19 protein-coding genes are annotated in these 25833 nt (G+C 73.7%); 13 read left to right on the forward strand and 6 right to left on the reverse strand.

What is annotated here, in order from left to right; all coding sequences use genetic code 11:
* A partial coding sequence (locus J5X07_RS09380) for an integrase core domain-containing protein (RefSeq protein ID WP_208479657.1) occupies window positions 1–132 on the forward strand: 132 nt, incomplete at its 5' end.
* Between the two features lie 628 nt (window positions 133–760).
* Here J5X07_RS09380 and J5X07_RS09385 read toward each other — a convergent pair.
* Window positions 761–2182, reverse strand: a complete 1422-nt coding sequence (locus tag J5X07_RS09385; protein WP_208479621.1) for a glycosyltransferase — start codon at window positions 2180–2182, stop codon at window positions 761–763.
* 225 nt (window positions 2183–2407) lie between these two features.
* On the opposite strand from J5X07_RS09385, the gene purL reads away from it, so the two are divergent.
* From purL to J5X07_RS09400, 3 genes are all read left to right on the forward strand, one after another.
* Window positions 2408–4771, forward strand: coding sequence for a phosphoribosylformylglycinamidine synthase subunit PurL (gene purL / locus J5X07_RS09390; RefSeq protein ID WP_208479622.1), 2364 nt, complete (start codon window positions 2408–2410; stop codon window positions 4769–4771).
* Between the two features lie 206 nt (window positions 4772–4977).
* Complete coding sequence (locus tag J5X07_RS09395; RefSeq protein ID WP_208479624.1) at window positions 4978–8094, forward strand: PD40 domain-containing protein; 3117 nt, start codon at window positions 4978–4980, stop codon at window positions 8092–8094.
* Between the two features lie 132 nt (window positions 8095–8226).
* Complete coding sequence (locus J5X07_RS09400; protein WP_208479626.1) at window positions 8227–8955, forward strand: CDP-alcohol phosphatidyltransferase family protein; 729 nt, start codon at window positions 8227–8229, stop codon at window positions 8953–8955.
* Between the two features lie 44 nt (window positions 8956–8999).
* Here J5X07_RS09400 and J5X07_RS09405 read toward each other — a convergent pair whose 3' ends face one another.
* On the reverse strand, window positions 9000–10052 hold the full coding sequence (locus tag J5X07_RS09405; protein ID WP_124932816.1) for a hypothetical protein: 1053 nt from the start codon (window positions 10050–10052) through the stop codon (window positions 9000–9002).
* Between the two features lie 359 nt (window positions 10053–10411).
* Here J5X07_RS09405 and gdhA point away from each other — a divergent pair, with 359 nt between their 5' ends.
* The 9 genes from gdhA (at window position 10412) to purM (ending at window position 23928) form a co-directional block, all read left to right on the forward strand.
* Window positions 10412–11749 (forward strand): NADP-specific glutamate dehydrogenase, encoded by a 1338-nt coding sequence (gdhA, locus tag J5X07_RS09410; RefSeq protein WP_124932815.1) that lies wholly within the window; start codon window positions 10412–10414, stop codon window positions 11747–11749.
* A gap of 246 nt (window positions 11750–11995) precedes the next feature.
* Window positions 11996–14377, forward strand: coding sequence for a bifunctional metallophosphatase/5'-nucleotidase (locus J5X07_RS09415; RefSeq protein ID WP_208479628.1), 2382 nt, complete (start codon window positions 11996–11998; stop codon window positions 14375–14377).
* Between the two features lie 231 nt (window positions 14378–14608).
* The gene (locus tag J5X07_RS09420; protein WP_208479629.1) at window positions 14609–15379 is read left to right on the forward strand and encodes a DeoR/GlpR family DNA-binding transcription regulator; all 771 of its coding nucleotides are present in this window, start codon (window positions 14609–14611) and stop codon (window positions 15377–15379) included.
* The gene (locus J5X07_RS09425) at window positions 15376–16389 is read left to right on the forward strand and encodes a 1-phosphofructokinase family hexose kinase (RefSeq protein ID WP_124932812.1); all 1014 of its coding nucleotides are present in this window, start codon (window positions 15376–15378) and stop codon (window positions 16387–16389) included. The genes J5X07_RS09420 and J5X07_RS09425 overlap by 4 nt, the downstream gene beginning before the upstream one ends.
* A gap of 135 nt (window positions 16390–16524) precedes the next feature.
* Window positions 16525–18570, forward strand: coding sequence for a PTS fructose transporter subunit IIABC (locus J5X07_RS09430; protein WP_124932811.1), 2046 nt, complete (start codon window positions 16525–16527; stop codon window positions 18568–18570).
* Between the two features lie 209 nt (window positions 18571–18779).
* On the forward strand, window positions 18780–19187 hold the full coding sequence (locus J5X07_RS09435) for a sterol carrier family protein (RefSeq protein WP_208479631.1): 408 nt from the start codon (window positions 18780–18782) through the stop codon (window positions 19185–19187).
* Window positions 19188–19236: 49 nt separating this feature from the next.
* Window positions 19237–20952: an RNB domain-containing ribonuclease gene (locus J5X07_RS09440; RefSeq protein WP_208479633.1), complete on the forward strand. Its 1716-nt coding sequence runs from the start codon at window positions 19237–19239 to the stop codon at window positions 20950–20952.
* An 84-nt stretch (window positions 20953–21036) separates the two neighbouring features.
* Complete coding sequence (purF, locus tag J5X07_RS09445) at window positions 21037–22749, forward strand: amidophosphoribosyltransferase (RefSeq protein ID WP_424924121.1); 1713 nt, start codon at window positions 21037–21039, stop codon at window positions 22747–22749.
* A 30-nt stretch (window positions 22750–22779) separates the two neighbouring features.
* Complete coding sequence (gene purM / locus J5X07_RS09450; RefSeq protein ID WP_124932808.1) at window positions 22780–23928, forward strand: phosphoribosylformylglycinamidine cyclo-ligase; 1149 nt, start codon at window positions 22780–22782, stop codon at window positions 23926–23928.
* Between the two features lie 104 nt (window positions 23929–24032).
* Here the strand turns inward: purM and J5X07_RS09455 are convergent, their stop codons facing one another.
* The 4 genes from J5X07_RS09455 to J5X07_RS09470 all read right to left on the reverse strand — a co-directional run bounded on the left by J5X07_RS09455 (window position 24033) and on the right by J5X07_RS09470 (window position 25831).
* Window positions 24033–24245 carry a DUF3073 domain-containing protein gene (locus J5X07_RS09455; protein WP_124932807.1) on the reverse strand — a complete coding sequence of 71 codons (213 nt, stop codon included), beginning with the start codon at window positions 24243–24245 and terminating at the stop codon, window positions 24033–24035.
* Between the two features lie 187 nt (window positions 24246–24432).
* On the reverse strand, window positions 24433–24804 hold the full coding sequence (locus J5X07_RS09460) for a DUF3618 domain-containing protein (RefSeq protein WP_208479635.1): 372 nt from the start codon (window positions 24802–24804) through the stop codon (window positions 24433–24435).
* The gene (locus J5X07_RS09465; protein ID WP_185731954.1) at window positions 24795–25367 is read right to left on the reverse strand and encodes a hypothetical protein; all 573 of its coding nucleotides are present in this window, start codon (window positions 25365–25367) and stop codon (window positions 24795–24797) included. Before J5X07_RS09465 ends, J5X07_RS09460 begins: the two co-directional genes overlap by 10 nt.
* Window positions 25364–25831: a phage holin family protein gene (locus J5X07_RS09470; RefSeq protein WP_124932805.1), complete on the reverse strand. Its 468-nt coding sequence runs from the start codon at window positions 25829–25831 to the stop codon at window positions 25364–25366. The genes J5X07_RS09465 and J5X07_RS09470 overlap by 4 nt, the downstream gene beginning before the upstream one ends.
* Window positions 25832–25833 lie beyond the last annotated feature (2 nt).

Genomic DNA, 25833 nt, shown 5'->3' on the forward strand with positions numbered 1-25833 from the left:
ACCAGCGAGACCGAACGCGAACAGGCCTACGACCAGTGGCTCCACCACTACAATCACCACCGACCCCACACAGGCATCGCAGGCCAAACCCCCTCACAACGCGTTCACAACCTCACGAGGAAGAACACCTAGCAGAGGGAGCCGGAGCCGTCATTGTCGTTATCCACAGACTCTGCGGCAGCTTGTGGGCATCCCCGTGAACATCCCCCGCAGAAGGCGGGCGACAGCCCGGCCTCTCGGGGCGGGGCACAGGTGCGGGCGGTCACGGGGGAGCCTCGCGAGCACCCTCCCGGGCGCCTTGCCCACCGCTCATCGCGATAAGGCGATGATCGGGAGCGCATGCGCGATTCGCGCGGAAACATGCGAGAAAGGGCACATGCTGCGCGGAGGCTCCCGGGCCGGGGGAGCGATGCGGGACGCAGCCCTGAGCACCGGTGGGCGGGTCGCCGGATCACATTCGGGCGTATGTTCACAAGGGGAGGGGCGTGATGCCGCGACTCCACACTCAGGTGCACAGCCCTGTGGATAGATCCTGTGGATAACTTCGGGGCGCGTCGCGCGGCGGCCGGAACGGCTGAGTATCGCTCAAAAGCCTTCTGAGGGAGGTGGGTGAGATTCCCGTGGGAAGACCCCTGGAATCCTGGGAGAATGCAGGGAGTGGGGTTCGGGGTGCAACCATTCCCGGCGGCCCGGCGCCCCACGGGCATGCCGTAGCCCACCCCCGGTGAGGCGATCCCCCCGACCGGCGCTCCTCGACCGCCTAGCCGACCAGGCGCGCCAGCACCTCCAGGAGGTCGAGCATATGGCGGTTGGGCAGAAACTCCCTGCGCACGGACTCATGGGCCGCGGCTCCCATCTCAGCGGCCCGCTCCGGGAACAGCAGCAGGTCGGCCACCGCCTGGGCCCAGGCGGTGGCGTCAGTGGGATCGACGAGAACGCCGTCGACGCCGTCCTCGATCTGATCGCGGATGCCGCCCACGGCGGAGGCCACCACGGGGGCCTTCTTCCACATCGCCTCGGCGACCGTCAGGCCGAAGGCCTCCACCAGTGAGCGCTGCGTGACCACCGAGGAGACCCGCTGCACCGCATTGACCACGGTGGCGTTGACCTCCCGGTCCTCCATGCTCACCGCCGCCACATGCACCCGCTGCGCCACCGACTCCGGCAGCAGGGAGCAGCGCTCGACGATCTCCGAGAGCACCCGGGCCGAGCCCGCATCCTGGTCGGTATCCGGGCGCGGCCCCACCAGGAGCAGGTGGGCGTCCCCGGGAAGGGCGGCGATGCCCTCGGCGAAGGCCTCCACCAGCTCCAGGCCGCCCTTGAGGCGGTCCCAGCGGTTGACCTGGGTGATGGCCCGGCTCCCCAGGGGCACTGGTGCGCCCCAGGCCATGGGCGGGCCCTCCAGGCCCCGGAAGGCGTCGGCCCGCCCGTCATGGCGCATGAAGGGCACCGCGGCGAAGGGCGGCTCCCCGGCGAAGATCCCCGCGAGACGGGCCACCGACCAGGCCTCATCCAGGTCCAGGACCCGGTTCTTCGGGGAGTCGGCGTCGATCGAGGGCGCCAGGATCGCGCAGCGCTCCTCCTCGATGTAGGGGGGCCGGTACTCGGGGCGCGAGACCACTGTGAGGTCGACGTCCTCCAGGTAGCGGTCCAGGAAGGCCCAGGCGTGGGCCGCGGCCTCCCCGGCCTCCTCGGTCCCCGCGTGGCAGCGCCAGACCACCGAGGCCCCCGTGGCCTTGACGGCCCGGGCCAGGCCCGCGGTGGGCGGGTCGTGGAGGATGACGATGTCGTCGGGGCGGATCTCCTCGATGATGTTGTCCGCATTGGAGGCCAGGACGTGCTCGTAGATGTCCCGCTGCTTCTCGCTCAGCTTGCCGCCGTCGCCCCTGTCCCCGTGGATGCCCGCATGCAGGCGGTCGGCGATCCGGGTGAACTCCGCCGGCGCGTCGAGGGCCAGCCAGCGCGCCTCCAGGCCCAGCCCGCGCGCATAGCCCACCAGGGAGGCCACCGTCTCGGCCGGGCCGGCGCCCGCGGCGGCCGTGGGCGTGACGCTCCACACGGTGCGGCCCTCCAGCAGGGCCCGGGCGGCCTCTATGCCCGCATGGAGGCGGCGGATGGCGACCTCATCGAGATGGCTCTCGAGGTCCGAGAGGGGCAGCGGGGCGACGTCGATGTCTCTCATGCTCCGATCTTGCCCCTAAATCGTGTGAGGCGCAGCACTTGGGCCTGGCGTGCCGTGGATATGCCGTGGATATGCCGTGGATGCGCCGTGGGCCTGCCGTGGAGCGGTGCCCGGGACCCGCTCGGGACCCTCCCCGTCCGGCGGGCCGCCGGTCCGATACGCTTCCCCTGGCCGCAGTGCCACCCGTCGCACCTGACCGCATCCCCCTGACACCCAGGAGCACCCATGGCGCCTGAGCCGCACGCCCCCGCACCGCACTCCGACACCGTCCAGGACGCCGCCGCCACCCCGGACCAGGAGATGCCCTGGGCCGAGCTCGGCCTCAAGGCCGAGGAGTACGAGTCCATCCGCACCCTGCTGGGCCGCCGCCCCACCAATGCCGAGCTGGCCATGTACTCGGTCATGTGGTCCGAGCACTGCTCCTACAAGTCCTCCAAGATCCACCTGCGCCAGTTCGGGGACAAGACCACCGAGCAGATGCGCGCCCACCTCCTGGTGGGCATGGGGCAGAACGCCGGGGTGGTGGACATCGGCCAGGGATGGGCGGTCACCTACAAGGTCGAGTCGCACAACCACCCCAGCTTCGTCGAGCCCTACCAGGGCGCGGCCACCGGTGTGGGCGGGATCGTGCGCGACATCATCTCCATGGGCGCCCGGCCCGTGGCCGTCATGGACCAGCTGCGCTTCGGCGCCGTCGACCACCCCGACACCGCGCGCGTCGTCCACGGCGTCGTGGCCGGGGTCGGCACCTACGGCAACAGCCTGGGCCTGCCCAATATCGGCGGGGAGACCGAGTTCGACCCCTCCTACCAGGACAACCCCCTGGTCAACGCCCTGTGCGTGGGCGTGCTGCGCCACGAGGACATCCACCTGGCCAACGCCTCGGGGCAGGGCAACAAGGTGGTGCTCTTCGGGGCGCGCACCGGCGGGGACGGCATCGGCGGCGCCTCCATCCTGGCCAGCGAGTCCTTCGAGGACGGCATGCCGGCCAAGCGCCCCTCGGTGCAGGTGGGCGACCCCTTCATGGAGAAGGTCCTCATCGAGTGCTGCCTGGACCTGTTCGGCGCGGGCCTGGTCCTGGGCATCCAGGACCTGGGGGCCGCCGGCATCTCCTGCGCCACCTCCGAGCTGGCCTCCAACGGTGATGGCGGCATGCACGTGGACCTGGAGAGGGTCCTGCTGCGCGACCCCAGCCTCACCGCCGGCGAGATCCTCATGAGCGAGTCCCAGGAGCGCATGATGGCCGTCGTCGCCCCGGAGCGGCTGGAGGACTTCATGGCGGTCATCGATCGCTGGGACGTCGAGGCCTCGGTCATCGGCGAGGTCAACGGCTCGGGGCGCCTGACCATCGACCACTTCGGGGAGCGGATCGTGGACGTCGACCCGCGCACCGTGGCCCACGAGGGCCCCACCTACGAGCGCCCCTACGCCCGCCCCGCCTGGCAGGACGAGCTCAACGCCGACACCTCCGCGCGCCTGGAGCGCCCCGGCAGCGCCGCCGCGCTCGCCGAGCAGGTGCGCGCCGTGGTCACCGACCCCAACCAGGCCTCCACCGCCTGGATCACCGACCAGTACGACCGCTTCGTGCGCGGCAGCACCGCCCTGTCCCAGCCCGACGACGCCGGGGTCATCCGCGTCGATGAGGCCAGTGGACTGGGCGTGGCCGTCTCCACCGACGCCAACGGCCGCTACACCAAGCTCGACCCCGCCACCGGCGCGGCTCAGGCCCTGGCCGAGTCCTACCGCAACGTGTGCACCGTGGGGGCGCGCCCCATAGCCGTCACCGACTGCCTCAACTTCGGCTCGCCGGAGGACCCCGACGCCATGTGGCAGCTGGTGGAGGCCATCACCGGGCTGGCCGATGCCTGCGCCGCCATGGGCGTGCCCGTCACCGGCGGCAACGTGTCCCTGTACAACTCCCACGGCAAGGACAAGGGCCGCATCGACTCCTCCATCAACCCCACCCCCGTGGTCGGGGTCCTGGGGGTGATGGACGACGTCAGCCGGGTGCGCCCCTCGGGCTGGCATGAGGAGGGCCTGGCCATCATGGCCCTGGGCGCCACCGCCGATGAGCTGGACGGCTCGGCCTGGGCCCGCGCCATCCACGGGCACCTGGGCGGCCTGCCCCCGCGGGTGGACCTGGAGGCGGAGATGGCCCTGGGCCGGGTCCTGCTCGCCCTCCACGGGGCGGACCTGCCCGACGGCGCCGGGCCCCTGGTGCGCGCCGCCCACGACTGCTCCTCGGGGGGACTCATCCAGACCCTCGTGGACTCCTGCCTGCGCTGCGGCGTGGGCGCCAGTGTGGACCTGACGGCGGTTGAGGGCGAGGGGATCGACGACTTCACGGCCCTGCTCTCGGAGTCCGGCGCGCGCGCCGTCGTGGCGGTGCCCGAGGCCGCGGTCGCGGTGGTCGTCGCGGCCGCCGAGGCCGAGGACGTCCCCGTGGCCCGCCTGGGCACCACCGGTGGGGACCTGCTCGTGGTCACCGGCGGCGACCTGCTGGCCGACGGGGGCGCGGGCCACCCCCTCATCCTGGACCTGGACGAGCTGCGCGAGGGCGTGGAGGGCGCGCTGCCGGCTCTGTTCTGACCGGCCCGCCGGCACGGTGCCGGCACCGTGCCGGCGGGGCCCGGCGAGGGCCCTCATGATCACAGCCGCATCACGGAGCGGGGGGCCGAGGGCCCGGCTGACTAACGTACCGCCTCCGGGACGGTCACGCGTGGATAACGGCGGTCGGTGCTCGCGATGGGCGGAAGATCCAGCGGACACCAAGGCGTTCTCCATAGACTTCGAGCATGACTGCGCCATCAGAGACCTCCGAGACGATCGACCCGCGCCGGGTGTCCCTCTATGCAGGCCACTTCGATGCCCTGTGGGGGCTCGCCTGGAGCCCGGACGGCACGCGGATCCTCTCCGGGTCCCATGACGGCACCGCCCGCGTGTGGGATGCGGCCAGCGGCGGCGAGCTCTTCGCCCTCACCGGCCGCGGAGGCTCGGTCAACGCCGCGGCCTGGAGCCCCGATGGCAGGCGCCTGGCCACCACCTCGGAGGAGCACACCGCCCGCATCTGGGACGCGGACACCGGTGAGGACCTCCTCCTGCTGGACCTGGGCGGGCGGGCCATCGGCGGCGCGGTGGCCTGGAGCCCGGACTCCACCCGCCTCATCACGCGCATGGAGGACGACGCCGCCCGCATCTGGGATGCCGCCACCGGCGAGACCGTGCGCACCCTGGTCGGCCACGCCGACAATGTCACGGCCGTGGCCTGGAGCCCGGACCGCACCCGCGTGGCCACCGCCTCCGACGACGGCACCGCCCGCATCTGGGACGTCACCACCGGCACCGAGCTGCTCCATGTGGGCCCCATCCCGGTCCAGGACACCGCCCAGGGCGAGGACGGCGCGGTCGAGCCCATGACCGGCCTGGCCTGGAGCCCGGACTCCACCCGCATCATCACCGCCTCCGACGAGTCCATGCCCCGGGTGTGGGATGCGGCCACCGGCGCCCACCTGATGACCCTCAGCGGCGAGTACTGGGTGAGCACCGTGGCCTGGAGCCCGGACTCCACCCGCATCATCACCGACGACCTGGGCGACTCCTCGGCCCATGTGTGGGATGCCAGCACCGGGGTGGAGCTGATGACCCTGGTGGGGCACGGCAAGTGGGCCTGCTCCCTGGCCTGGAGCCCGGACTCCACCCGCGTGGCCACCGGCTCCCACGACCACACCGTGCGCATCTGGGACCCGGTCACCGGCGAGTGCGTCAAGGTGCTGGGGCCGGGCAACAGCGTGGACGCCGTGGCCTGGAGCCCCGAGGGCAGCCGGGTCGTCGTGGGCGCCAAGATCGGCGGGACCCGCGTGTGGGACCTGGCCTCGGGCGAGCCCGTGCTGACCGTCGACGTCCAGGACACCGAGCTGTCCAGCTTCGGCTGGAGCCCCGACGGCAGCCGCTTGGCCGCGGACTCCTACTTCTCGCGCGGCGTGTCCGTGCTCAACGCCAGCACCGGGGAGGGGATCCTGTCGCTGACGGCGGGCCTCGATGAGGTCAACGCCTTCGCCTGGAGCCCGGAGGGCCGGCGCCTGCTCACCGGCGTGGGCGGCTCGATGGCGGTCATCTGGGATGCCGACCGCGGCACCGCCCTGCTGGAGCTGGAGGGCCACTCCGACATCGTCACCTCGGTGGCCTGGAGCCCCAATGGCGCGCGGGCCCTGACCGGCTCCCAGGACGGCAGCGCCCGCATCTGGGACACCGCCACCGGCAAGGTGGTGCGCACCTTCACCCACGACTGGGTGCGCGAGGTCGCCTGGACCCGGGGCGGCCCCCGGGTGGTCACCGGCAGCGCCGACGGCGATGGGCACGTGTGGGATGCCATCACCGGCGGGGAGCTGGTCAGGCTCGCGGGCCAGGGCGCCATGGTGCGCTCCTTCGCCTGGAGCCCGGATGGCCAGCGCGTCCTGGCCGGCTTCGACGACGGCGTGGCGCGGGTGTGGGACGAGGTCTCCGGCAAGGTCGTGCTCACCCTGGCCGGCCACCGCTTCGGGGTGACCGCCGCGCAGTGGAGCCCGGATGGCGCGCGCATCATCACCGGCTCCGAGGACGCCACGGTGCGGCTGTGGGACGCCGGGACCGGCGAGATGACCGGCCCCTTCTTCTGCTTCCTGCCCGACGGCGAGGTCGCGGTGCTCGACGCCCCCACCCTGGGGCTGCGCGCGGGCTCCGAGCGGGTCTGGGACTTCCTGGCCCGCCCCGAGGTCCTGGAGGGCCGCCTGACCCGCGTGCTCATGACACCGCGGCGGGCCGAGCCGCTGCCCCTCCAGGCCGCAGGGGAGGAGGACCGGACGGCCGGTGCTGCGGCCGGTGCGCCCGGGGAGGAGGCCGAGGGCTCCCGCGCCCCCGGCGGCGAGCCGTCCCCTGAGGCGCTGGACGGCGCCCACCGCGCGGAGCACGGGAGGCACGCGCTGCCGGCCCGGGAGGAGGCCGTGAGCCGTCCCGAGTCGGCGGCCTGGTCCGCTGAGCCGGCCCCCCAGGCCGACGGGCCCGAGCCGGGCTCGCAGGCCGAGGCGCTTGAGGGCGCCGAGCGCACTGAGGGCCCCGCGCCCGACCTGTCCCTGGTGGCCGATGACTCCAGCGGTCATGGCGCCGCCCCCAGCCCGTGGGACATCCTGCCCGCGGTGGATGCCGACAGCCCCGAGGGGGCGCCGATGCCCGATCTCGCCCTGCTCTCCGGGGACGCCCATGTCTCGGCCCCCGTGGGGCAGCCGCGCCGCGGCGCCCATGCCGCCGAGGCCCCGGCCGAGCCGCCGGAGCAGCCGGGGCAGGCCCCCGCCGAGAGCGTGCGGCCCGCCGGGCCCGAGGCCCCTGGAGCCGCCGACGCCCCCGGCACGGCTGCCGTCGCCTCCGGGGCGGAGCCGGCCGCGGCTGCCCAGGGCCAGGCGCCGTCCGACCAGTCCCGGGCACTGGTCGAGGGGCGGGAGGGAGAGCGGTCCGAGCCCGACGCCGGCCCTGCCGCCGTCCCGGTGCCGCAGGACGAGGCCGCGCCCGAGCCCTGGGGGGACCCCGGGCTGCGGCGTCGGATCTACACCGAGGTGGAGGAGTTCGTCTCGGCCATTGCGCGGCGCGACCTCAACGAGCTGGCCAGCCGCTACGGGATCTCGGGCGATTCGCTCTCCGCCCTGGAGGAGCAGATCGACCGCTTCCCCGTGCCCGCCTCCGAGCTGAGCCTCTACCCGATCCAGAGGGCGGATGAGTACGCCGACGGCCGCCACCGCCTGACCCTCAGCGAGCTGCCCGACAGCGGGGTCCTCATCGAGAGCGAGGTCTGGCGCGAGGGCACCTATGCCGGGGGCCTGCTCGTGGCTCACTGGAACCCGATGGGCATCTACCCCTTCGACTTCCGCAGCTTCCGCTTCTGAGGCGGGGGCCCGGCCGGGCGGCGCTCGAACGGGTGCGGGGCGCGGCCGGCCACCGGCGGATTCTCCCTGGGACGTACGTCGGCGGGAAGGTGCATAGACTCTGCCAGGTACCACCTGCCGAGAGGAGCACCCGTGACGACCACCCACTACCCGCTCAAGGCTCGGGCGGCCGCCTGGGCGGTGCACTGCCTGACCATGTCCGGGCTGGTCTGGGCCTCCTTGGCCACCCTGGCCGCGATCCACCAGGAGATCACCTGGATGTGGGTGTGGCTGCTGGTGGCACTCGTCGTGGACGGCGTGGATGGCACCCTGGCCCGGCGCACCCGCGTCGCCGAGATCATCCCCTGGTTCGACGGCGTCATCGTGGACATCGTCGTGGACTACCTCACCTGGACCTTCATCCCGGCGCTCTTCATGTACCTGTACCTGCCCATGGGCGCCGGACCGGTCAAGGCGCTCATGCTCATCCTCATCCTGAGCTCCTCCATGTTCTGCTACGCCAACAAGAACTGGAAGTCCACCGACTACTACTTCGTGGGCTTCCCGGCGGCCTGGAACATCGTGGCCCTCATGTTCTACGTCCTGGGCACGCCCGCCTGGGTCAACGTGCCGGTGACCATCATCCTGGCGATCCTGACCCTGGTGCCCACCCACTACGTGCATCCCGCGCGGGTCAAGCGGTTCCGCGCCCTCAACATCGCCTCGGCGGGGGTGTGGCTGGTGGCCAGCAGCTGGCTGGTGGCGATCCACCCCTCCCGCCCCCTGCCCCTGGTGGCAGGGGTGGTCATCGCCGGGGGCTGGTTCATGCTCGTCGGCGTCCTGCGCTCGATCCGCGGGGTCGACGAGGCCGCTCGCGCCTGACTGCGGCGCCCTGCCGCGGCCGGGCGCCATCGCGCACGGGGCGATCAGCCGCCGGTGGCGCGATCGGGAGCGGCCCCGCCCCTGGCCCCGGGAAGGTCCTGGACCCCCCGGGCCACACCGATGTCGCGCAGCCAGCGCCCTCCCTCGAGCAGGAGGGTGAGGAGGACCAGCGCCCCCACGACGAGCAGGACCCACGCGGGGTAGTCCTGCCCGCGGGCGAAGAAGTACAGGTAGGGGGCGATGAAGGTGGTCAGGGTGATGACCAGGCCGAGCATGCGGATGCGCAGGCGCTTGCCCGCCACCATGGCGATGATGCCCCAGGTGTAGGGCACGGCGGTGACGATGTCGATGGTCCACAGCACCCAGGGGTTGCCGTGGAAGCCCGGGGCCAGGGCCGCGGGCAGCGCCCGCAGGGAGGAGTAGATGAAGACCGTCGCGTAGGCCAGGAAACGGGGGTTGTGCAGCAGGCGGGTGATGCTGGAGCGCGGCAGAAGGCTGACCTGGGCCGACTTGAGCGCCTCCAGGATGTGCCGCGAGACCCGCAGCGGGTCGGTCCCCTCCAGGACGGTGCGCAGGTAGGCGACCTGCTCGGGGCCTCCCTTGGCCCACCGGTCCAGCAGGGCGCGGGGGCTGAGGGCCACCACGCAGGCGGCCGCACCGCAGCGGGCCGCCGCGCGGTCCGTGCTCCCCGGCATGAGGGCGGCGGCCCCGGTCTGGTCGGACAGGGCGTTGGCCAGGTGCACGAGGTCCTCGCCGAGCAGCGCCTGCAGCGCCTCGACCTGCGCGGGGGTGGCCTCGCACAGCCACAGCCTCTGCCCGTGCTCAACGGCGTGGCTCAGGGCGTGCCCCAGGGCCCAGCCGTGCTCATCGGGGCTGAAGAAGTCCGAGGGGCGGCTCAGGCTCGCCAGCTCGGGCACCTCGGCGACGTTGAAGCAGGTGAGGTCCCCGACGCGGTCGACCTCCGCGACCCGCCTCAGCGTCTCGGCCTCCAGGGCGTGGCGCTGGACGATCGGAAGCTCCACCGCGGAGCGCAGGGTGATGAGCCCGGCCATGGTGGTGGGCGGGCCGGAGCGGCGGGAGGGGGCGTGTCGGAGCATCGTGCTGATGATAGGGCCAGGGGCCCGCCTTCTCCTCGGCCTGGGGGAGGAGAAGGCGGGCCCCGCCGCTGTCGGGCTCCGCGGAGGCGCCGGCACGCGGATGCGCCCGGGATGTGGACAGGCCGGTGTTGCCTGCGCCACTGCCGGGCAGGCGGATCCGCGTGCCCGGCTGCGCGGCGCCCCTGGTGTCTGCGGCGGCACTGCGGGGGAGTGCGCCTCCACCCGTGGGGCCCAGGTTTCCACCAGATGACGCGGTGTTTCGCCCCAGTGAACGCTTGAGTGGGAATCTGAGCCCGGCACCGGGGCGGCAGCCAGGTGCCGAGTTTGAGAGTTTGCCTGCGCGGTGAAGGAGAAGCAGTATGCAGGACGTTGTCGAGAAGGTCTATGAGCAGGTCGTGGCCCGCAACCGTGGAGAGGCCGAGTTCCACCAGGCCGTCCGCGAGGTGCTGGAGTCCCTCGACCCCGTCATCGCCAAGCACCCCCACTACGCCGAGGCCGCCCTGCTGGAGCGCCTCGTCGAGCCCGAGCGCCAGATCATGTTCCGGGTGCCGTGGGTCGACGACGCGGGCAACGTCCAGGTCAACCGCGGCTTCCGCATCGAGTTCAACTCCGCGCTGGGCCCCTACAAGGGCGGCCTGCGCTTCCACCCCTCGGTCAACGCCGGGATCATCAAGTTCCTCGGCTTCGAGCAGATCTTCAAGAACGCCCTGACCGCTCAGGGCATCGGCGGGGGCAAGGGCGGCTCGGACTTCGACCCCCACGGGCGCTCCGACGCCGAGGTCATGCGCTTCTGCCAGTCCTTCATGACCGAGCTCTCCCGGCACATCGGCCCCAGCACTGACGTTCCCGCGGGCGACATCGGCGTGGGCGGCCGCGAGATCGGCTACATGTTCGGCCAGTACAAGCGACTGCGCAACTCCTATGACGCCGGGGTCCTCACCGGCAAGGGCCTGGCCTGGGGCGGATCGCTCGTGCGCACCGAGGCCACCGGCTACGGCGCCGTCCTGTTCGCCCAGTCGATGCTCGCCACCAAGGGCGAGTCCCTGGAGGGCAAGAGGGTCGTCGTCTCCGGAGCGGGGAACGTGGCGATCTACGCCATCGAGAAGGCCCAGCAGCTCGGCGCCACCCCCATCACCTTCTCCGACTCCTCCGGCTACGTCGTCGACGAGGCCGGCGTGGACCTGGAGCTGCTCAAGCAGGTCAAGGAGGTCGAGCGCGGCCGCGTGGCCGACTACGTCGAGCGCCGCCCCGGCGCCCGCCTGGTCACCGGGGGCTCGGTCTGGGACGTCCCGGCCGACGTCGCCCTGCCCTGCGCCACCCAGAACGAGCTCGATGGGGACGCTGCTGCCACCCTGCTGCGGGGCGGCTGCGGCGTGGTCTCCGAGGGCGCCAACATGCCCTCCACCCCCGAGGCCGTGGAGGCCTTCCTGGCCGCGGGCATCCTCTTCGGCCCCGGCAAGGCGGCCAACGCCGGTGGTGTGGCCACCTCGGCCCTGGAGATGGCGCAGAACGCGGGCCGCACCCGCTGGAGCTTCGAGAAGGCCGAGTCCAAGCTCGCCGGGATCATGCAGGACATCCACGACTCCTGCGTGAGCGCAGCCGAGGAGTACGGCCGCCCCGGCGACTACGTGCTGGGTGCCAATGCCGCGGGCTTCACCCGTGTGGCCGATGTCATGATCTCCCACGGCATCGTGTGAGCCGAGCGCGTCCCGGAGCCTGAGGCCGAGCGCCGGTTGCGGGACCCGGCCCCCTGAGCAGCGCTGATGCCGCCCGCCCCGGCCGGGGCGGGCGGCATCGTCCGCAGTGGGGGCGGTCGACCAGGCCGGAGGCGCGCTCTATGAGATGGGCCAAGAACCCGGGGTGATCTCTGCCATTTCCGCGTGGAGGGGCGATGACCGGCGTACTGTGTAACCGTTCCGTAATCCCGCCCTTCGAGGACTCTGATGAGAACACTCCCCCTCGCCAAGGCCGCCGCCGCTCTGAGCGCCCTTGCCCTGGCCGCCGCCGCGCCCATCGCTGCTGCTGACGAGGATAAGCCCGCTGCTCCCCCGCCCCAGGAGGGGCAGGCGGTCACGATCGACCTGCTCGGCATCACCGACCTCCACGGCCACATCTCCCGCACCACCCGGACTGACAAGGCCACCGGCCAGGTCAGCGTGGAGGATCCCGGTGCCGTGACGCTGGCCTGCGAGGTCTCCACCGCCCGCGCCAGCAACCCCAACACCCTGCTCGTCTCCGCAGGGGACTCGGTGGGCGGATCGGCCTATGTCTCCTCGGTCCTGCAGGACCAGCCCACCATCGATGTGCTCAACGCGATGGGGCTGGATGCCTCCGCCCTGGGCAACCACGAGCTCGACAAGGGCCTGCCCGACCTCGAGGGCCGCATCCTGGGCGCCACCGACGCCCCGGTGCTGGCCGCCAATGTCAGCGGGTCGGCGCCCCTGAGCGCCGAGGGCGCGGGCAACGGCGTGTTCATCAAGGAGACCGGCGGGGTGCGCGTGGCCTTCGTCGGCGCCGTCACCGATGAGCTGCCGACCCTGGTCCCGCCCTCGGCCCTGGCCTCCCTGACCCTGAGCCCCGCGGTGCAGACCGCCAACGCCAAGGCCAGCGAGCTCAAGGACGGCGATGCCGCCAACGGCGAGGCCGACGTCGTCGTGGTGCTGTCCCACGAGGACGCCGCGCTGACGGCGGGCTCCTTCAACAAGAGCGTCGACGCCGTGTTCGCCGGTCACACCCACGTCCCCTTCGCCCAGACGGTCACCGGCGCCGAGGGCAACCAGATCGCGGTGGTCCAGGCGGACCACTACGGCTGGGCCCTGGGGCGCATCTCCCTGAGCTACGACCCCGCCACCAAGCGCACCAGTGTGGTGGCCGCGGAGAACAAGGACCTCAAGACCTCCGGCTGCACCACCGACGCCTACGGCGTGGCGGGCATCGTCTCCAAGGCCGAGGCCGACTCCTCGGCCCAGGGCGCCAAGCCCCTGGCCCGGATCGGCTCGGACTTCCTGCGCGGATCGGATGGCACCGGCCCCGGCGGGCACCGTGGCACGGAGTCCACCGCCTCCAATGTCATCGCCGAGTCCTTCCGCCACTGGCTGGCCACCAGCATCCAGCCTGCGGACTCCACGTACTACGTGGGCCTGATGAACGCCGGGGGAGTGAGGGCCGACTACCTCTACGCCTCCAGCGATGCCAAGGAGGGGGACGGGGTGCTGACCTCCGGGGAGGCCTACACGGTCCAGCCCTTCGGCAATGAGATGGCCTACACCACCCTCACCGGTGCCGAGCTCAAGGCGCTCCTGGCCCAGCAGTGGCAGCCCGGGGCGAGCCGCTCGGTGCTGACCCTGGGCCTGTCCAGCAATGTCGGCGTGGTGCTGGACGCCTCCGCGGAGGCCGAGCTGGCCGCGATCCAGGCCGACCTCGCCGCCTCGGGCGCCGAGGCCTCCACCCGCGCCGAGGACATCAAGGCCGCCCGCGCCAAGGTGGTGCGCGAGATCGTCGTCGACGACCACCCCCTGAGCGACACCGACACGGTGGTCGTCGCCTCCAACTCCTTCGTCCTGGAGGGCGGGGACGGCTACGACGCGCTGGCCGGCCACGAGGAGGTCAACACCGGGGTCCTGGACCGGGACGTCACCGCGGCCTACCTGGCCTCCTTCGGCGACCAGCCCGTCTCGGCCGGTTACGACAAGCGCCAGGTCGGCATGACCCTGACCGGCAAGGACCGCGACACCGCCACCGTCACCCTCGACGGCCTGGCCTACACCAACCCCGCTGAGCAGGAGGCCGGCGCCCGGCGCGTGCGGGTCATGAACGGCACCACCGAGATCGCCAGTCACGACCTCGACCTGGCCGTGGACACCACCGGGCCCACGACGGGCAAGGCCACCTTCGATCTCACCGTGCCGGCGGATGCCCCCACCGCCACCTGCCGCTCCAAGTCCGACCGGACCTGCCGCTACGTGACCCTGGAGACCGTCGACTCCCAGGGCAGGGTCCTCAACACCCTCTATGTGGAGACCGCCGTGGAGCAGCAGGGCTCCCCCGCGCCCAGTGACACGCCCACGGAGTCCCAGCCGCCCACGGGGTCCCAGCCGCCCGCCGAGCAGCCCCCGGCCGCGGATGCGCCGCCCGCCCCGGAGCAGCCCGCGACTCCCACGCAGGCCCCACCGGCGCAGGCGACCACTGCGGCGCCCCAGGAGGGCGCCCCGAGCGGTCCGGGCTCCCTGGCGCGCACGGGCGCCTCGCCGGTGTGGGGGGTCCTCGCCCTCGCCCTGCTGACGGGCGGCCTCCTGCTGGTGGCACGCCGTCGCTCGGCCTCCTGAGGCTCCAGGCCCCCGCCCGCCGGGCCCTCTGATGGATCGGCCGGCCCTCCCCGCATCGGGGAGGGCCGGCCGATTTCTTGCGCATAGCACGAGCATGTCGAGTAGATCACATCGCTCTGGACAAGAATCTGCGAACGGACGTAAACTGATGTCCGAACAGACATCTGGGGATGTTCGTTATGCCCGGTCAGACATCCGGGTGTGGCCAATGATGAGGTCAGGAGGCGAGCCATGGCGGCGCAGCACAGGCAGGAGCAGATCCTCGATCAGTTGCGCGCCCTGGGGCGGGTCCAGGTCAACGACCTCGCTGAGCACTTCGACGTCACTCCCGAGACCATCCGCCGCGACCTGACCGCCATGGACCGCAGCGGGGTCCTGCGCAAGGTGCACGGCGGCGCCGTCCCCGCCTCCTCCCTGGCGCTGCCCGAGACCGGCGTGTCCCACCGCGAGCAGCTCCACACCGCCGCCAAGCAGGCCATCGCCCGGGCCGCCCTGGGCCGCCTGGACCTGGCCGAGGGCACCACCCTCCTGCTCGACGCGGGCACCACCACCGGAGCCCTGGCCCGGATCCTCCCGGCCGTCCCCGGCCTGACCGTCATCACCAACTCGGTCCTCACCGCCGCGCTCCTGGCCTCGCGCGGGGAGATGGCCGTGCGCATCCTGGGCGGGCACGTCCGCGGGCTGACGCAGGCCGCCGTGGGCTCCGAGGCCCTGGAGGCCCTGGCCCGCCTGCGCGTGGACGTGGCCGTCCTGGGGACCAATGGCGTCAGCGCCCAGCACGGCCTGTCCACCCCGGATCCCGACGAGGCCACCGTCAAGCACGCCATGGTGCGCGCCTCCCGCCGGGTGATCGCCCTGGCCGACGCCTCCAAGATCGGCCAGGAGCACCTGGTCTCCTTCGCGCCCCTCGACGACGTGGACCTGCTGGTCCTCGATGCCGAGCCGCCCCCTGCCCTGACCGCCCAACTCGCCACCACCGGAACAGAGGTCCTCGTCGCATGATCCTCACGCTCACCCCCAACCCGTCGCTCGACCGCACCGTCACCCTGCCCGGCCCCCTCCAGCGCGGGGCCGTCAACCGCCTGTCCACCGTCACCGTGGAGCCCGGCGGCAAGGGTGTCAACGTCGCCCGCGTCCTGGCCAGCTCCGGGCAGGCGGCCACCGCCCTGCTGCCCGCCGCCGCCCACGACCCCCTCCTGGCCTCCATCGAGGCCCTGGGCATGGCCGAGCTGACCGCCCTGCCGGTCCAGGTCTCCGGGGCCGCCCGCATCAACACCGCCGTCACCGAGCCCGACGGCACCACCACCAAGCTCAATGAACCCGGGGCGGGCCTGAGCCGGGAGGAGATCAGCGCCGTCGAGCAGGAGCTGCTCGCAGCGCTGGGCGCGTCCGCCCACGACGGCGGCGCCGCGGGGCGGCCCGAGGCCCACCACTGGGCCATCCTGTCCGGCTCCCTGCCGCCCGGCGTGCCGGAGGACTGGTACACCCGGCTCGTGGCCCTCCTGCGCCAGGCCGTCCCGGGCCTGCGCATCGCCGTGGACACCTCCGATGCGCCCCTGGCCGCCCTGGCGGCCGCCCTGCCCGAGTCCGCGCCGGACCTCATCAAGCCCAACGGCGAGGAGCTCGCCCAACTGGCCGGGGTGGGCGCCTCCGATCTGGAGGAGGGGGCCATCAACGGCGACCTGGAGCCGGTGGCGGCCGCCGCCCGCGCCCTGGTGGACCTGGGCATCGGCGCCGTCATGGCCACACTGGGGCCCGCCGGGGCCGTCCTGGTCACCGCGCAGGGCGCCTGGCACGCCACCGCCCCCGAGGTCGCGGTGGTCTCGACCGTCGGGGCGGGGGACTCCTCCGTGGCCGGCTACGTCCTGGCCGAGGTGCGCGGGGGCGATGAGGCCGAGCGCCTGGCCACGGCCATGGCCTACGGCTCGGCGGCGGCCTCCCTGCCGGGAACCGCCCTGCCCACCCCCGCCGACCTGCCCGCCCAGCCCGCCGTCGTCGTCCGTCTCGCCTGAGCCGGGCGGACCGCTGCCAGCGGCGCCTCCGGCCCGGCCGGGCCGCGCCGCCACCGCCCCCATCCGCCCTCCGACCCACGACCACCCACTCCGCCTCGTGCCCGCGAGGCGGCCCTCGGACAACAAGGAAGCCCCATGACCGAGAACACGCCATTGATCATCCCCGATCTGGTCGTCCTGGACGCCCAGGCCGGGCCGAGCAAGGAGGACGTCATCGAGTTCCTGGCCGCCACCGTGGCGGGCGCAGGCCGAGCCTCCTCCCCCGACGGACTGGCCTCCGACGCCAAGGCGCGCGAGGCCACCGCCCCCACCGGCATCCCCGGTGGGATCGCCATCCCCCACTGCCGCAGCCCCCACGTGCTCGCCCCCAGCCTGGGCTTCGCACGACTGGCCGAGCCCGTGGACTTCGGGGCGGCCGATGGGCGGGCCGCCGATCTCATCTTCATGATCGCCGCCCCCGACGGCGCCGACGACTTCCACCTCCAGCTGCTGGCCAAGCTCGCCCGCGGCCTCATGCAGGCCGAGTTCACCGAGGCCCTGAGGCAGGCCCGGAGCCCCGAGGAGGTGGCCCGTATCGTCACCGGCCAGGTCCAGCCCGAGCTGCTCGACGGCGGGGACGCTACCGCCGCCGCGGCCGACGACGGGGCGCCCGCCGCGGCCGAGGGCGGAGCGGGCGGTGGGGACGTGGTCATCGTCGGGGTCTCCTCCTGCCCCACCGGCATCGCCCACACCTTCATGGCCGCCGAGGCCCTGGAGCAGGCCGGCAAGGACCGGGGGATCACCGTGGCCATCGAGGGGCAGGGCTCGGGCAGGATCGATGCCCTGGACCCCGCGCTCGTGGCACGGGCCGACGCCGTCATCTTCGCCCACGACCTGCCGGTCAAGGGCCGCGAGCGCTTCGCCGGCAAGCCGGTGATCGACGTCGGCGTCAAGGCGGCCGTCAATGACGCCGGGGGCCTGGTGGAGCGGGCCCTGGCCGCCATCGACGACCCCGCCGCCCCCCGGGTGCCCGCAGGCGGGGCCCAGGCCGAGGGCGGCTCGGAGGATGAGGAGGAGTCGGTCCACTGGGCCCGCCGCCTCCAGCGGGCGGTCATGACCGGCGTGTCCTACATGATCCCCTTCGTGGCCGCGGGCGGTCTGCTCATCGCCCTGGGCTTCCTCTTCGGCGGCTACGACATCGCCCTGACGCCCGAGGGCGCCGACAAGCCCGTGGCCGAGGCCGTGACGCACGACTACACCCTGTGGAACCTGCCGGGAACGGTCCCCGGCGCGGAGCACTCCAGCGGGCTGATGCTCTACCTCGGGTCGGTGTTCCTGGTGCTGGGGCAGGCGGCGATGGGCTTCCTGGTCCCCGCCCTGGCCGGCTACATCGCCTTCGGCCTGGCCGGCCGCCCCGGCATCGCCCCCGGCTTCGCCATGGGCGCGGTGGCGCTCTCGGTGGACTCCGGCTTCATCGGCGGCCTGGTGGGGGGCATCCTCGCCGGCTACGTCGCGGCCTGGCTCACCGGTCTCCGGGTGCCGCAGTGGCTGCGCGGCCTCATGCCCGTGGTCATCATCCCCCTGGGGACCACCCTGGCGGTGGGCTCGGTCATGTACATGCTCCTGGGCAAGCCCCTGGCCTCCCTCATGGCCGGCCTGCAGGACGGCCTGACCTCCATGTCCGAGGGCGGATCCGCCGTGCTGCTGGGCGTCATCCTGGGCCTCATGATGTGCTTCGACCTGGGCGGCCCGGTCAACAAGGCCGCCTACCTCTTCGCCACCGCCGGCCTGGCGGCCGCGACCACCGCCTCCTTCGAGGTCATGGCCGCCGTCATGGCCGCGGGCATGGTGCCGCCGCTGGCCGTCTCGGTGGCGACCTTCCTGCGGCCCCGCCTGTTCACCAAGGCGGAGGTGGAGAACGGGCGCAGCGCCTGGCTGCTGGGCCTGTCCTTCATCTCCGAGGGCGCCATCCCCTTCGCCGCGGCCGACCCGCTGCGCATCATCCCGGCCACGATGGCCGGGGGCGCGGTGACCGGGGCGCTGTCCATGGCCCTGCACGTGGGCTCGCGCGCTCCGCACGGAGGCGTGTTCGTGGCCTTCGCCATCACCAACGTCATCGGATTCCTCGCGGCGATCCTCGCCGGTGTCGCGGTCACCGCAGTGCTGGTGATCCTACTCAAGAGCCGCGCCCACAAGGCCTGAGGCCGGCGGCGCCCGTGCGGGCCCCGGGCGGGGCCGCCAGGCGGGGGGGCGAGCGCGGGGTGCGCAATGCGACTGCAGGATCATCGCATCGCGCACCCCGCACTCGCCTCCCGGATCCCGGCCTTATCGTCCGGGACGGGCCGAGGACGCGCCAGGGTGCAGGGGCGGGCGGTGACCGCGCGCCGGGGCCGCCGCGTAGGATTGCCCCCATGACTCCCCCGCGGCGCATCGATCCGGATGCTGGTGCTCAGGCGGTGCGCCGATGGGCGGCGTACCGGGCCCAGGACCCTGAGGGCCCGGAGACCGGCCCGGCCCATCGCGCGCAGATCCGCCGCACCACCGCGACGGCGGTGCGCTACACCCTGGAGGAGCTGGCCGCCTGCGCCCCGGGCCGCGCCGTGGAGGTGCGGGTGCCCCCCTTCGGAGCCACGCAGGCGGTCGCGGGAGCCGTCCACCGCCGGGGCACCCCGCCCAGCGTGGTGGAGACGGGCCCCGAGACCTGGCTGGCCCTGGCCACCGGCGCCCTGACCTGGGAGGAGGCCCTGAGAAGCGGAGCCCTGCGGGCCTCGGGGGAGCGCTGCGACCTGTCGGCCCACCTGCCGCTGGTCCGGCCCTGAGCCGCGCCCCGGCACTGCGCAGGGCGGGGGCGGCGGGTAGATTCGCCCCATGAGCCGCACTCGCCTGAGCGCGCACACCGCGCCTCCCGCCGAGGTCGCCCGAGCCCTGAGCGCCCTGCGCGCGGAGCACGGCATCCTCGCCAGCTTCCCGCCCCAGGCCCTGGCCGAGGCCGAGCAGGCCGCCGCCCGATGGGCCGACGGCGGGGCCCAGCGGCTCCTGGATGACGGTGCCCGCGATGCCCGCGACCTCCCCCTGGTCACCATCGATCCGGCCGGCTCCATGGATCTCGACCAGGCGCTGGCCCTGGAGAGCCTGGGCCCGCCGGAGCAGCCCGCGGCGACCGGGACCGGCCAGGCCACCGCCTACCGCGTCCACTACGCCATCGCCTCCCTGGCCACCTTCGTGCGGCCCGGCGGTGCCCTGGACGCCGAGCTGCGCCGCCGCGGCGAGACCGTCTACGCCCCTGACCACGCCACGCCCCTGCACCCCGAGATCCTCTCCCACGGGGCCGCCTCGCTCCTGGAGGAGCAGGACCGGCCCGCCTGCCTGTGGACCATCGACCTGGATGCCCGCGGCGAGATCCTCCACGCCCACGTCGAGCGCGCCCTCGTGCGCTCGCGGGCGCGCCTGAGCTACGCCCAGGTGCAGGCGGCCCTCGACGGCCGGGCCGGGCTCGACCCGCGCGCCCCCGCCGATCTGCCCCGGCTCCTGGAGCGGATCGGCCGACTGCGCCAGGAGCGTGAGGCCGCCCGCGGGGGAGTCTCACTGGCCACCCCCGAGCAGACGATCGAGGCCGTTGACGGGGCCCCGGGCGCGCCCAGCGCCCCCGGGGTCGCGCCGCAGCCGGCCGCCGTCCCCGCGCAGGAGCCCGCACACGCCCCGGAGGCCCCGGACGGCGCGGGCGAGGGGCCCGCTGGAGCGGCGCCCGGCGGCTACCGGCTCGTCTTCCGCGCCGCCCTGCCCGTGGAGGGGTACAACGCGCAGATCTCCCTGCTCACCGGCATCTGCGCCGCCCGGATCATGATGGGGGCCGGCATCGGCATCCTGCGCACCATGCCTCCGGCCGCGCCCGAGGACCACCGGCGCCTGCGCCGCGTGGCCCGAGCCCTGCGCATCGACTGGCCCCAGGACCTGCCCTATCCCGAGCTGGTGCGCAGCCTCGATCACGCCGTGCCCGCCCATGCCGCCTTCCTGGACCAGGCGCTCTCGCTGTTCCGCGGCGCCGGCTACCTGGCCCTGCCCGAGGCCGAGGACGGCGCCGGCCCCGAGGGCGCCGAGCGCACCGCCCACGCGGCCATCGCCTCCCCCTACGCCCACGTCACCGCGCCCCTGCGCCGCCTGGTGGACCGCTACGGCGAGGAGGTCTGCATCGCCGTGTGCGCGGGCCGGCCCGTGCCCGACTGGGCGGCCAGCGCCCTGCCCGAGCTGCCCGAGGCCATGGCCCGGACCGGTCGTCGGGCCAGGGCCGTGGGCCGAGGCGCGATCTCAGCCCTGGAGGCCATGGTCATGTCCGGGCACGAGGGGGAGGTCTTCGAGGGCGTCATCCTCTCCGTGCGCCAGGGGCGTGGAGAGCTCATGGTCTCCGAGCCCGCCGTCATCGCCGAGCTCCGGGGCGAGGAGGGCCGGGGCGACCACGACCCGGCAGGCCAGGACCGGGGCGGCGAGGAGCAGGGCGGTGCCCGGCTGCCCCTGGGGGAGATGGTGCGGGCCCGGCTCATCCGGGCCGACCCCGCGGCCGGCCGTACCGAGTTCCTCCTCGTGTGAGCCCTGCCGCTGGCCGCCTGCCCGACGGGCCGCGATCCAGCGGGTCACGGCGCAGCCCGGCGCCGGGCATGGAAGACTGGGGTGGTGAGCACCGGTGAGAACCCTGCGCTGACCGCCCCTCCTGCCTCCCTGAACCGCGCACCCGCGGCGTCGTCGGGGTGCCGCGACGAGCTGCCCGATGGCCTGGCGGATGGCCCCCGCGAGGAGTGCGGCGTCTTCGGCGTGTGGGCCCCGGGGGAGGACGTCTCCCGCCTGAGCTACTTCGGGCTCTACGCCCTCCAGCACCGCGGCCAGGAGTCCGCCGGGATCGCCACCTCCAACGGCAGGCAGATCCTGGTCTACAAGGACATGGGCCTGGTCTCCCAGGTCTTCGACGACGCCGCCCTGTCCAACCTCGCCGGCCACCTCGCCGTCGGCCACGTCCGCTACGCCACCACCGGCGCCACCACCTGGGAGAACGCCCAGCCCATGCTCGGGCCGGCGGCCGGCGGCACCCTGGCGCTGACCCACAACGGCAACCTCACCAACACCCCCGAGCTCATGGCCGCCGTGCGCGAGACCTCCGGGGAGGACCTCACCGGCGAGCTCGGCCGCGGCTCGTCCACCGACACCGCGGTCATCGCCGCCCTGATGAACCTGGTCTCCGAGCGCGGATGCCTGGCCGGCTGGGGCCCCGCCGCCGACCAGCGGGCCGAAGCAGCCGGCGAGGGGGACCCGGCCGCCCCGGCCCCCCTGACCATGCACCAGGCGGCGCTGACCGTCCTGCCGATGCTGCGCGGCGCCTTCTCCCTGGTGTTCATGGACGAGCGCACCCTCTACGCGGCCCGCGACCCCCAAGGAGTGCGGCCCCTGGTCCTGGGCCGTCTGTCCAACGGCTGGGCGGTCGCCTCCGAGACCGCCGCCCTGGACATCGTGGGGGCCGCCTTCGTGCGCGAGATCGAGCCCGGAGAGCTCATCGAGATCGACGACGACGGCGTGCGCTCCACCCGCTTCGCCACCCCCCGCCGCGCCGGCTGCGTCTTCGAGTACGTCTACCTGGCCCGGCCCGACACCCGTATCTCGGGGCGCAGCGTCATCGCCTCGCGCAACGAGATGGGGGCCGCCCTGGCGCGCGAGCACCCCGTGGATGCCGACCTGGTCATCGCCACCCCGGAGTCGGGAACCCCGGCGGCCATCGGCTACGCCCAGGCCTCCGGCATCCCCTACGGCCAAGGACTGGTGAAGAACGCCTACGTGGGGCGCACCTTCATCCAGCCCACCCAGACACTGCGCCAGCTGGGCATCCGCCTCAAGCTCAACCCGCTGCGCGAGGTCATCGAGGGCAAGCGCCTGGTGGTGGTCGACGACTCCATCGTGCGCGGCAACACCCAGCGCGCCCTGGTGCGGATGCTGCGCGAGGCCGGAGCCGCCGAGGTCCATGTGCGCATCTCCTCCCCGCCGGTGCTGTGGCCCTGCTACTACGGCATCGACTTCGCCACCCGCGCCGAGCTCATCGCCACCGGCATGGGCCTCGATGAGATCCGCCGCTCCATCAACGCCGACTCCCTGGGCTTCCTGTCCATCGACGGCATGGTGCAGGCCACCGACCAGCGCGCCGAGGAGCTGTGCCTGGCCTGCTTCACCGGCGACTACCCGATCCCGCCACCGGCCCCGGGCATCCCGATCGGCACCATCCCGGTCAACCGCGTGCCCTCCGCCTACCGCCGCCCCGGCCCGCCCCACCCGCCGCAGGGCGAGGCCGCCGGGCGGGTCACCCGCCCCGAGCTCGGCTCGGGCGGCCCCGCAGCAGCCAGCTGACATGACCCACCCACGCCAAGGAGCCCAGTGATGACACCCGTGCCCGACGAGGACCAGCAGCACCAGCCGATCACCTACGCCTCCGCCGGGGTGGACACCGCAGCGGGGGACCGCGCCGTCGAGCTCATGCGGTCCGCCGTCAGTGCCACCATGACCCCGCAGGTCGTGGGGGGCGTGGGGGGCTTCGCCGGGCTGGTGGACGCCACCGCCCTGCGCGACTACCGCCGCCCCCTGCTGGCCACCTCCACCGACGGGGTGGGCACGAAGGTGGCCATCGCCCAGGCCCTCGACATCCACGACACCATCGGCCAGGACCTGGTGGGCATGGTGGTCGACGACATCATCGTCGTCGGCGCCCGCCCCCTGCTCATGACCGACTACATCGCCTGCGGGCGCGTGGTGCCCGAGCGCATCGCCGACATCGTGCGCGGCGTGGCCCGGGCCTGCCAGGCCGTGGGCACCCCCCTGCTGGGCGGGGAGACCGCCGAGCACCCGGGCCTGCTGGGGCCCCAGGAGTACGACGTCGCCGGGGCCGCGACCGGGGTGGTCGAGGCCGACCGCCTCCTGGGCGCCGAGCGGGTGCGGGCGGGCGATGCGATCGTGGCCCTGGGCTCCTCCGGCCTGCACTCCAACGGCTACTCCCTGGTGCGGCGCATCATCGGGAGCGCGGGCTGGGACCTGGAGCGCCACGTCCCGGAGTTCGGCCGGACCCTGGGCGAGGAGCTGCTCGAGCCCACCCGCCTCTACACCCGCGTGTGCCTGGTGATGCTGGAGACCCTGGCCCCCGCCGCCGCTGCCGGGCCCGTCCACGCCCTGTCCCACATCACGGGCGGGGGACTGGCCGCCAACCTCGCCCGCGTGCTGCCCCGCGGGCTCGTCGCCCGGGTCGACCGCGGCTCCTGGAGCGTGCCGCCCGTCTTCTCGGTCATGCGCGACCTGGGCCGGGTGCCCTGGAGCGACCTGGAGTCCACCCTCAACCTGGGGGTCGGCATGGTCGCCGTCGTGGATCCCGACGGCGCCGACGGCGTGCTGCGGGTGGCCCAGGGCGCCGGCATCCCCGCCTGGGTGCTCGGCGAGGTGCGCACTGCCGACGGCCAGCCACAGGGGAGCCTGGTGACCGGCACCAAGGGCGTCGACGGCGGCGGCGTCGATCTGACCGGGGACTACCGGGCGGGCTGACCGGCCAGCGGACCGGGGCCCGGCGCGACTCGGGCCCCGGCACGGGACAGCCGGCAGGCCAGTGCCTGCCGGCTGCTATCCCGGTGGGGCGTCAGCCGAGAGGCCTACCTGCCACCCTCGTCGGAGCCCTCCCAGTCGTCGTCATCGACGGCGTACTTGGCGGCCAGCTCCTCGTAATCGATCTCGTCCTCGGCCTCGGAGCCCGAGGACGCCGAGACGAGCTCGCGCTCAAGAGCGGCGTAATCGGTCTGCGGGCTGAAGTACTTGAGCTTACGGGCAACCTTGGTTGCCTTGGCCTTCTGACGGCCGCGCCCCATAGGCTCGACCCCCTCCAACGTGTCACGGCACGCACAGGGCGCGCTCTTCCTGGTCAAATGTGTCGTGGGCCAACCGTACAACGTCGTCGTGCGGGAACACCATTCGGAAGACGTTCAGGTGCCGTGGTGCCGCCCACCCCCGGGCGCCCAGGGGCGCGCAGGAGGACCATCGGCCGCCTGAGGGCCGTCATCCGGGCGTGTTGAACAGGCCTCTCAGGCGCGAGCCGGTCTCCTTGAGCCGGCGCGCCCCGGCCCTCTGGGCGCGGTCGAGCCCGCGCCTGGCGCGCTCCTCCGCCTCGCGCCCCTGCCGGCGCAGCTCGGAGACCCTGGACCCGGTCTGGTGCCGCAGGGCGGTCAGCCGGGTCCCGGCCTGCTCGCGCAGGTCGCCGCCGGCCTGGCGGGCCTGCTCGCGCGGGCTGATGCGGGAGAACAGCTCATCGACGCAGTCCGCCAGGCTCTGGCGCCGGGCCCGCAGCTCCTCCTCGATCTCCTCAGGGCTCGGCGCGGGCACCCTGCCTGAGCCGCCCGCCGCGCCCCGGCTCTGGCGCCTCACTGCCATCCCTGGGATGGTCCTGCCGGTGACGGCCTCAGCGTGCTGATCGCCTTGACCAGCGCCACGCCACTGAGGCCCGCCAGGCCGAGGGCGGCGGCGGTAACGATCGCCAGGGCCACCGGGTCGCCGTCGCGGGCGTCATCGAGCAGCAGGCTCAGTCGCCGCCCCAGCGGCTGCCCGTCGGCGCCGGCGGAGGGGGCGAGCCCATAGGCCTGCGCCCGACCGCCCTCCGGGGAGTCGTCGGCACTCCTGTCCGCGCCCTCCCGGGACAGGCCCGCCTTCGCCAGCAGGCCCTGGGCCCTGTCCTGGGCCCGGCCGCTGAGGGCCCCGGCCCGGCTGCGGGCCTGGGCCGCCGCATCCTGGCCGCGGGCGCGCAGAGTGCTCATCGCTGAGTCCGCCGCCTGCCGCGCCGAGCGCTTGAGGCTGGCCGGGGCAAGGCGGGAGGCCAGCTCATCGACGTCGGAGACCAGGGCGCGGCGCCGTGCGTCCTGCGCGGCCGCCAGGGCCTCGGGGGTGGGGCCGGGGGCTCGCCTCTTGCTGCTGCCGGCGCTGCGTGCCGCCGCGCTCATTGGGACTCCCCCCTCTCCAGGCCGGTGCTGACCGCTCCCTTGAAGGCCTCCACGCTCTGGGTGAGACCGGCCTTGGGGTCGGGGACGTCGTCCTTGGCGGCCAGGAGCCTCCTCCTGCCCAGGTAGGCGAGGATCGCGCAGATGATCAGCAGGACGAGGGCCACGATGAGGCTGGCCGCCCATGCCGGCAGGGCCAGGCTGAGTGCCTGGACGATCGAGGCCAGCACCAGTCCGAAGGCGTAGAGCGCCAGCACGGCGGCGGCGCCCAGCAGGCCCGCGCCCAGCCCCATCGTCTTGGCCATGCGCATCCCGCGGGCCTTGGCCAGGCGGAGCTCGCCGCGCACCAGGGCGACGATGTTGTCGCCGATCCGCACGACGAGTTCGCCCAGGGACGGCTGGGGGCTGGAGGAGCCTGCGCGCGCGGACGGTGCCGGCGGTGGCGCGGGGGGTTGATTCTGGGGCATGG

This window comes from Actinomyces bowdenii, assembly GCF_017592395.1.
In the GTDB taxonomy this organism is placed as follows: domain Bacteria; phylum Actinomycetota; class Actinomycetes; order Actinomycetales; family Actinomycetaceae; genus Actinomyces; species Actinomyces bowdenii.

Bases quoted from the DNA above. Each gene is read 5' to 3' on its own strand.
- J5X07_RS09385 (WP_208479621.1), bottom strand. From the start codon at position 2,182: ATGAGAGACATCGACGTCGCCCCGCTGCCCCTCTCGGACCTCGAGAGC.
- purL (WP_208479622.1), top strand. From the start codon at position 2,408: ATGGCGCCTGAGCCGCACGCCCCCGCACCGCACTCCGACACCGTCCAG.
- J5X07_RS09395 (WP_208479624.1), top strand. From the start codon at position 4,978: ATGACTGCGCCATCAGAGACCTCCGAGACGATCGACCCGCGCCGGGTG.
- J5X07_RS09405 (WP_124932816.1), bottom strand. From the start codon at position 10,052: ATGCTCCGACACGCCCCCTCCCGCCGCTCCGGCCCGCCCACCACCATG.
- gdhA (WP_124932815.1), top strand. From the start codon at position 10,412: ATGCAGGACGTTGTCGAGAAGGTCTATGAGCAGGTCGTGGCCCGCAAC.
- J5X07_RS09415 (WP_208479628.1), top strand. From the start codon at position 11,996: ATGAGAACACTCCCCCTCGCCAAGGCCGCCGCCGCTCTGAGCGCCCTT.
- J5X07_RS09420 (WP_208479629.1), top strand. From the start codon at position 14,609: ATGGCGGCGCAGCACAGGCAGGAGCAGATCCTCGATCAGTTGCGCGCC.
- J5X07_RS09425 (WP_124932812.1), top strand. From the start codon at position 15,376: ATGATCCTCACGCTCACCCCCAACCCGTCGCTCGACCGCACCGTCACC.
- J5X07_RS09430 (WP_124932811.1), top strand. From the start codon at position 16,525: ATGACCGAGAACACGCCATTGATCATCCCCGATCTGGTCGTCCTGGAC.
- J5X07_RS09435 (WP_208479631.1), top strand. From the start codon at position 18,780: ATGACTCCCCCGCGGCGCATCGATCCGGATGCTGGTGCTCAGGCGGTG.
- J5X07_RS09440 (WP_208479633.1), top strand. From the start codon at position 19,237: ATGAGCCGCACTCGCCTGAGCGCGCACACCGCGCCTCCCGCCGAGGTC.
- purM (WP_124932808.1), top strand. From the start codon at position 22,780: ATGACACCCGTGCCCGACGAGGACCAGCAGCACCAGCCGATCACCTAC.
- J5X07_RS09455 (WP_124932807.1), bottom strand. From the start codon at position 24,245: ATGGGGCGCGGCCGTCAGAAGGCCAAGGCAACCAAGGTTGCCCGTAAG.
- J5X07_RS09460 (WP_208479635.1), bottom strand. From the start codon at position 24,804: ATGGCAGTGAGGCGCCAGAGCCGGGGCGCGGCGGGCGGCTCAGGCAGG.
- J5X07_RS09465 (WP_185731954.1), bottom strand. From the start codon at position 25,367: ATGAGCGCGGCGGCACGCAGCGCCGGCAGCAGCAAGAGGCGAGCCCCC.
- J5X07_RS09470 (WP_124932805.1), bottom strand. From the start codon at position 25,831: ATGCCCCAGAATCAACCCCCCGCGCCACCGCCGGCACCGTCCGCGCGC.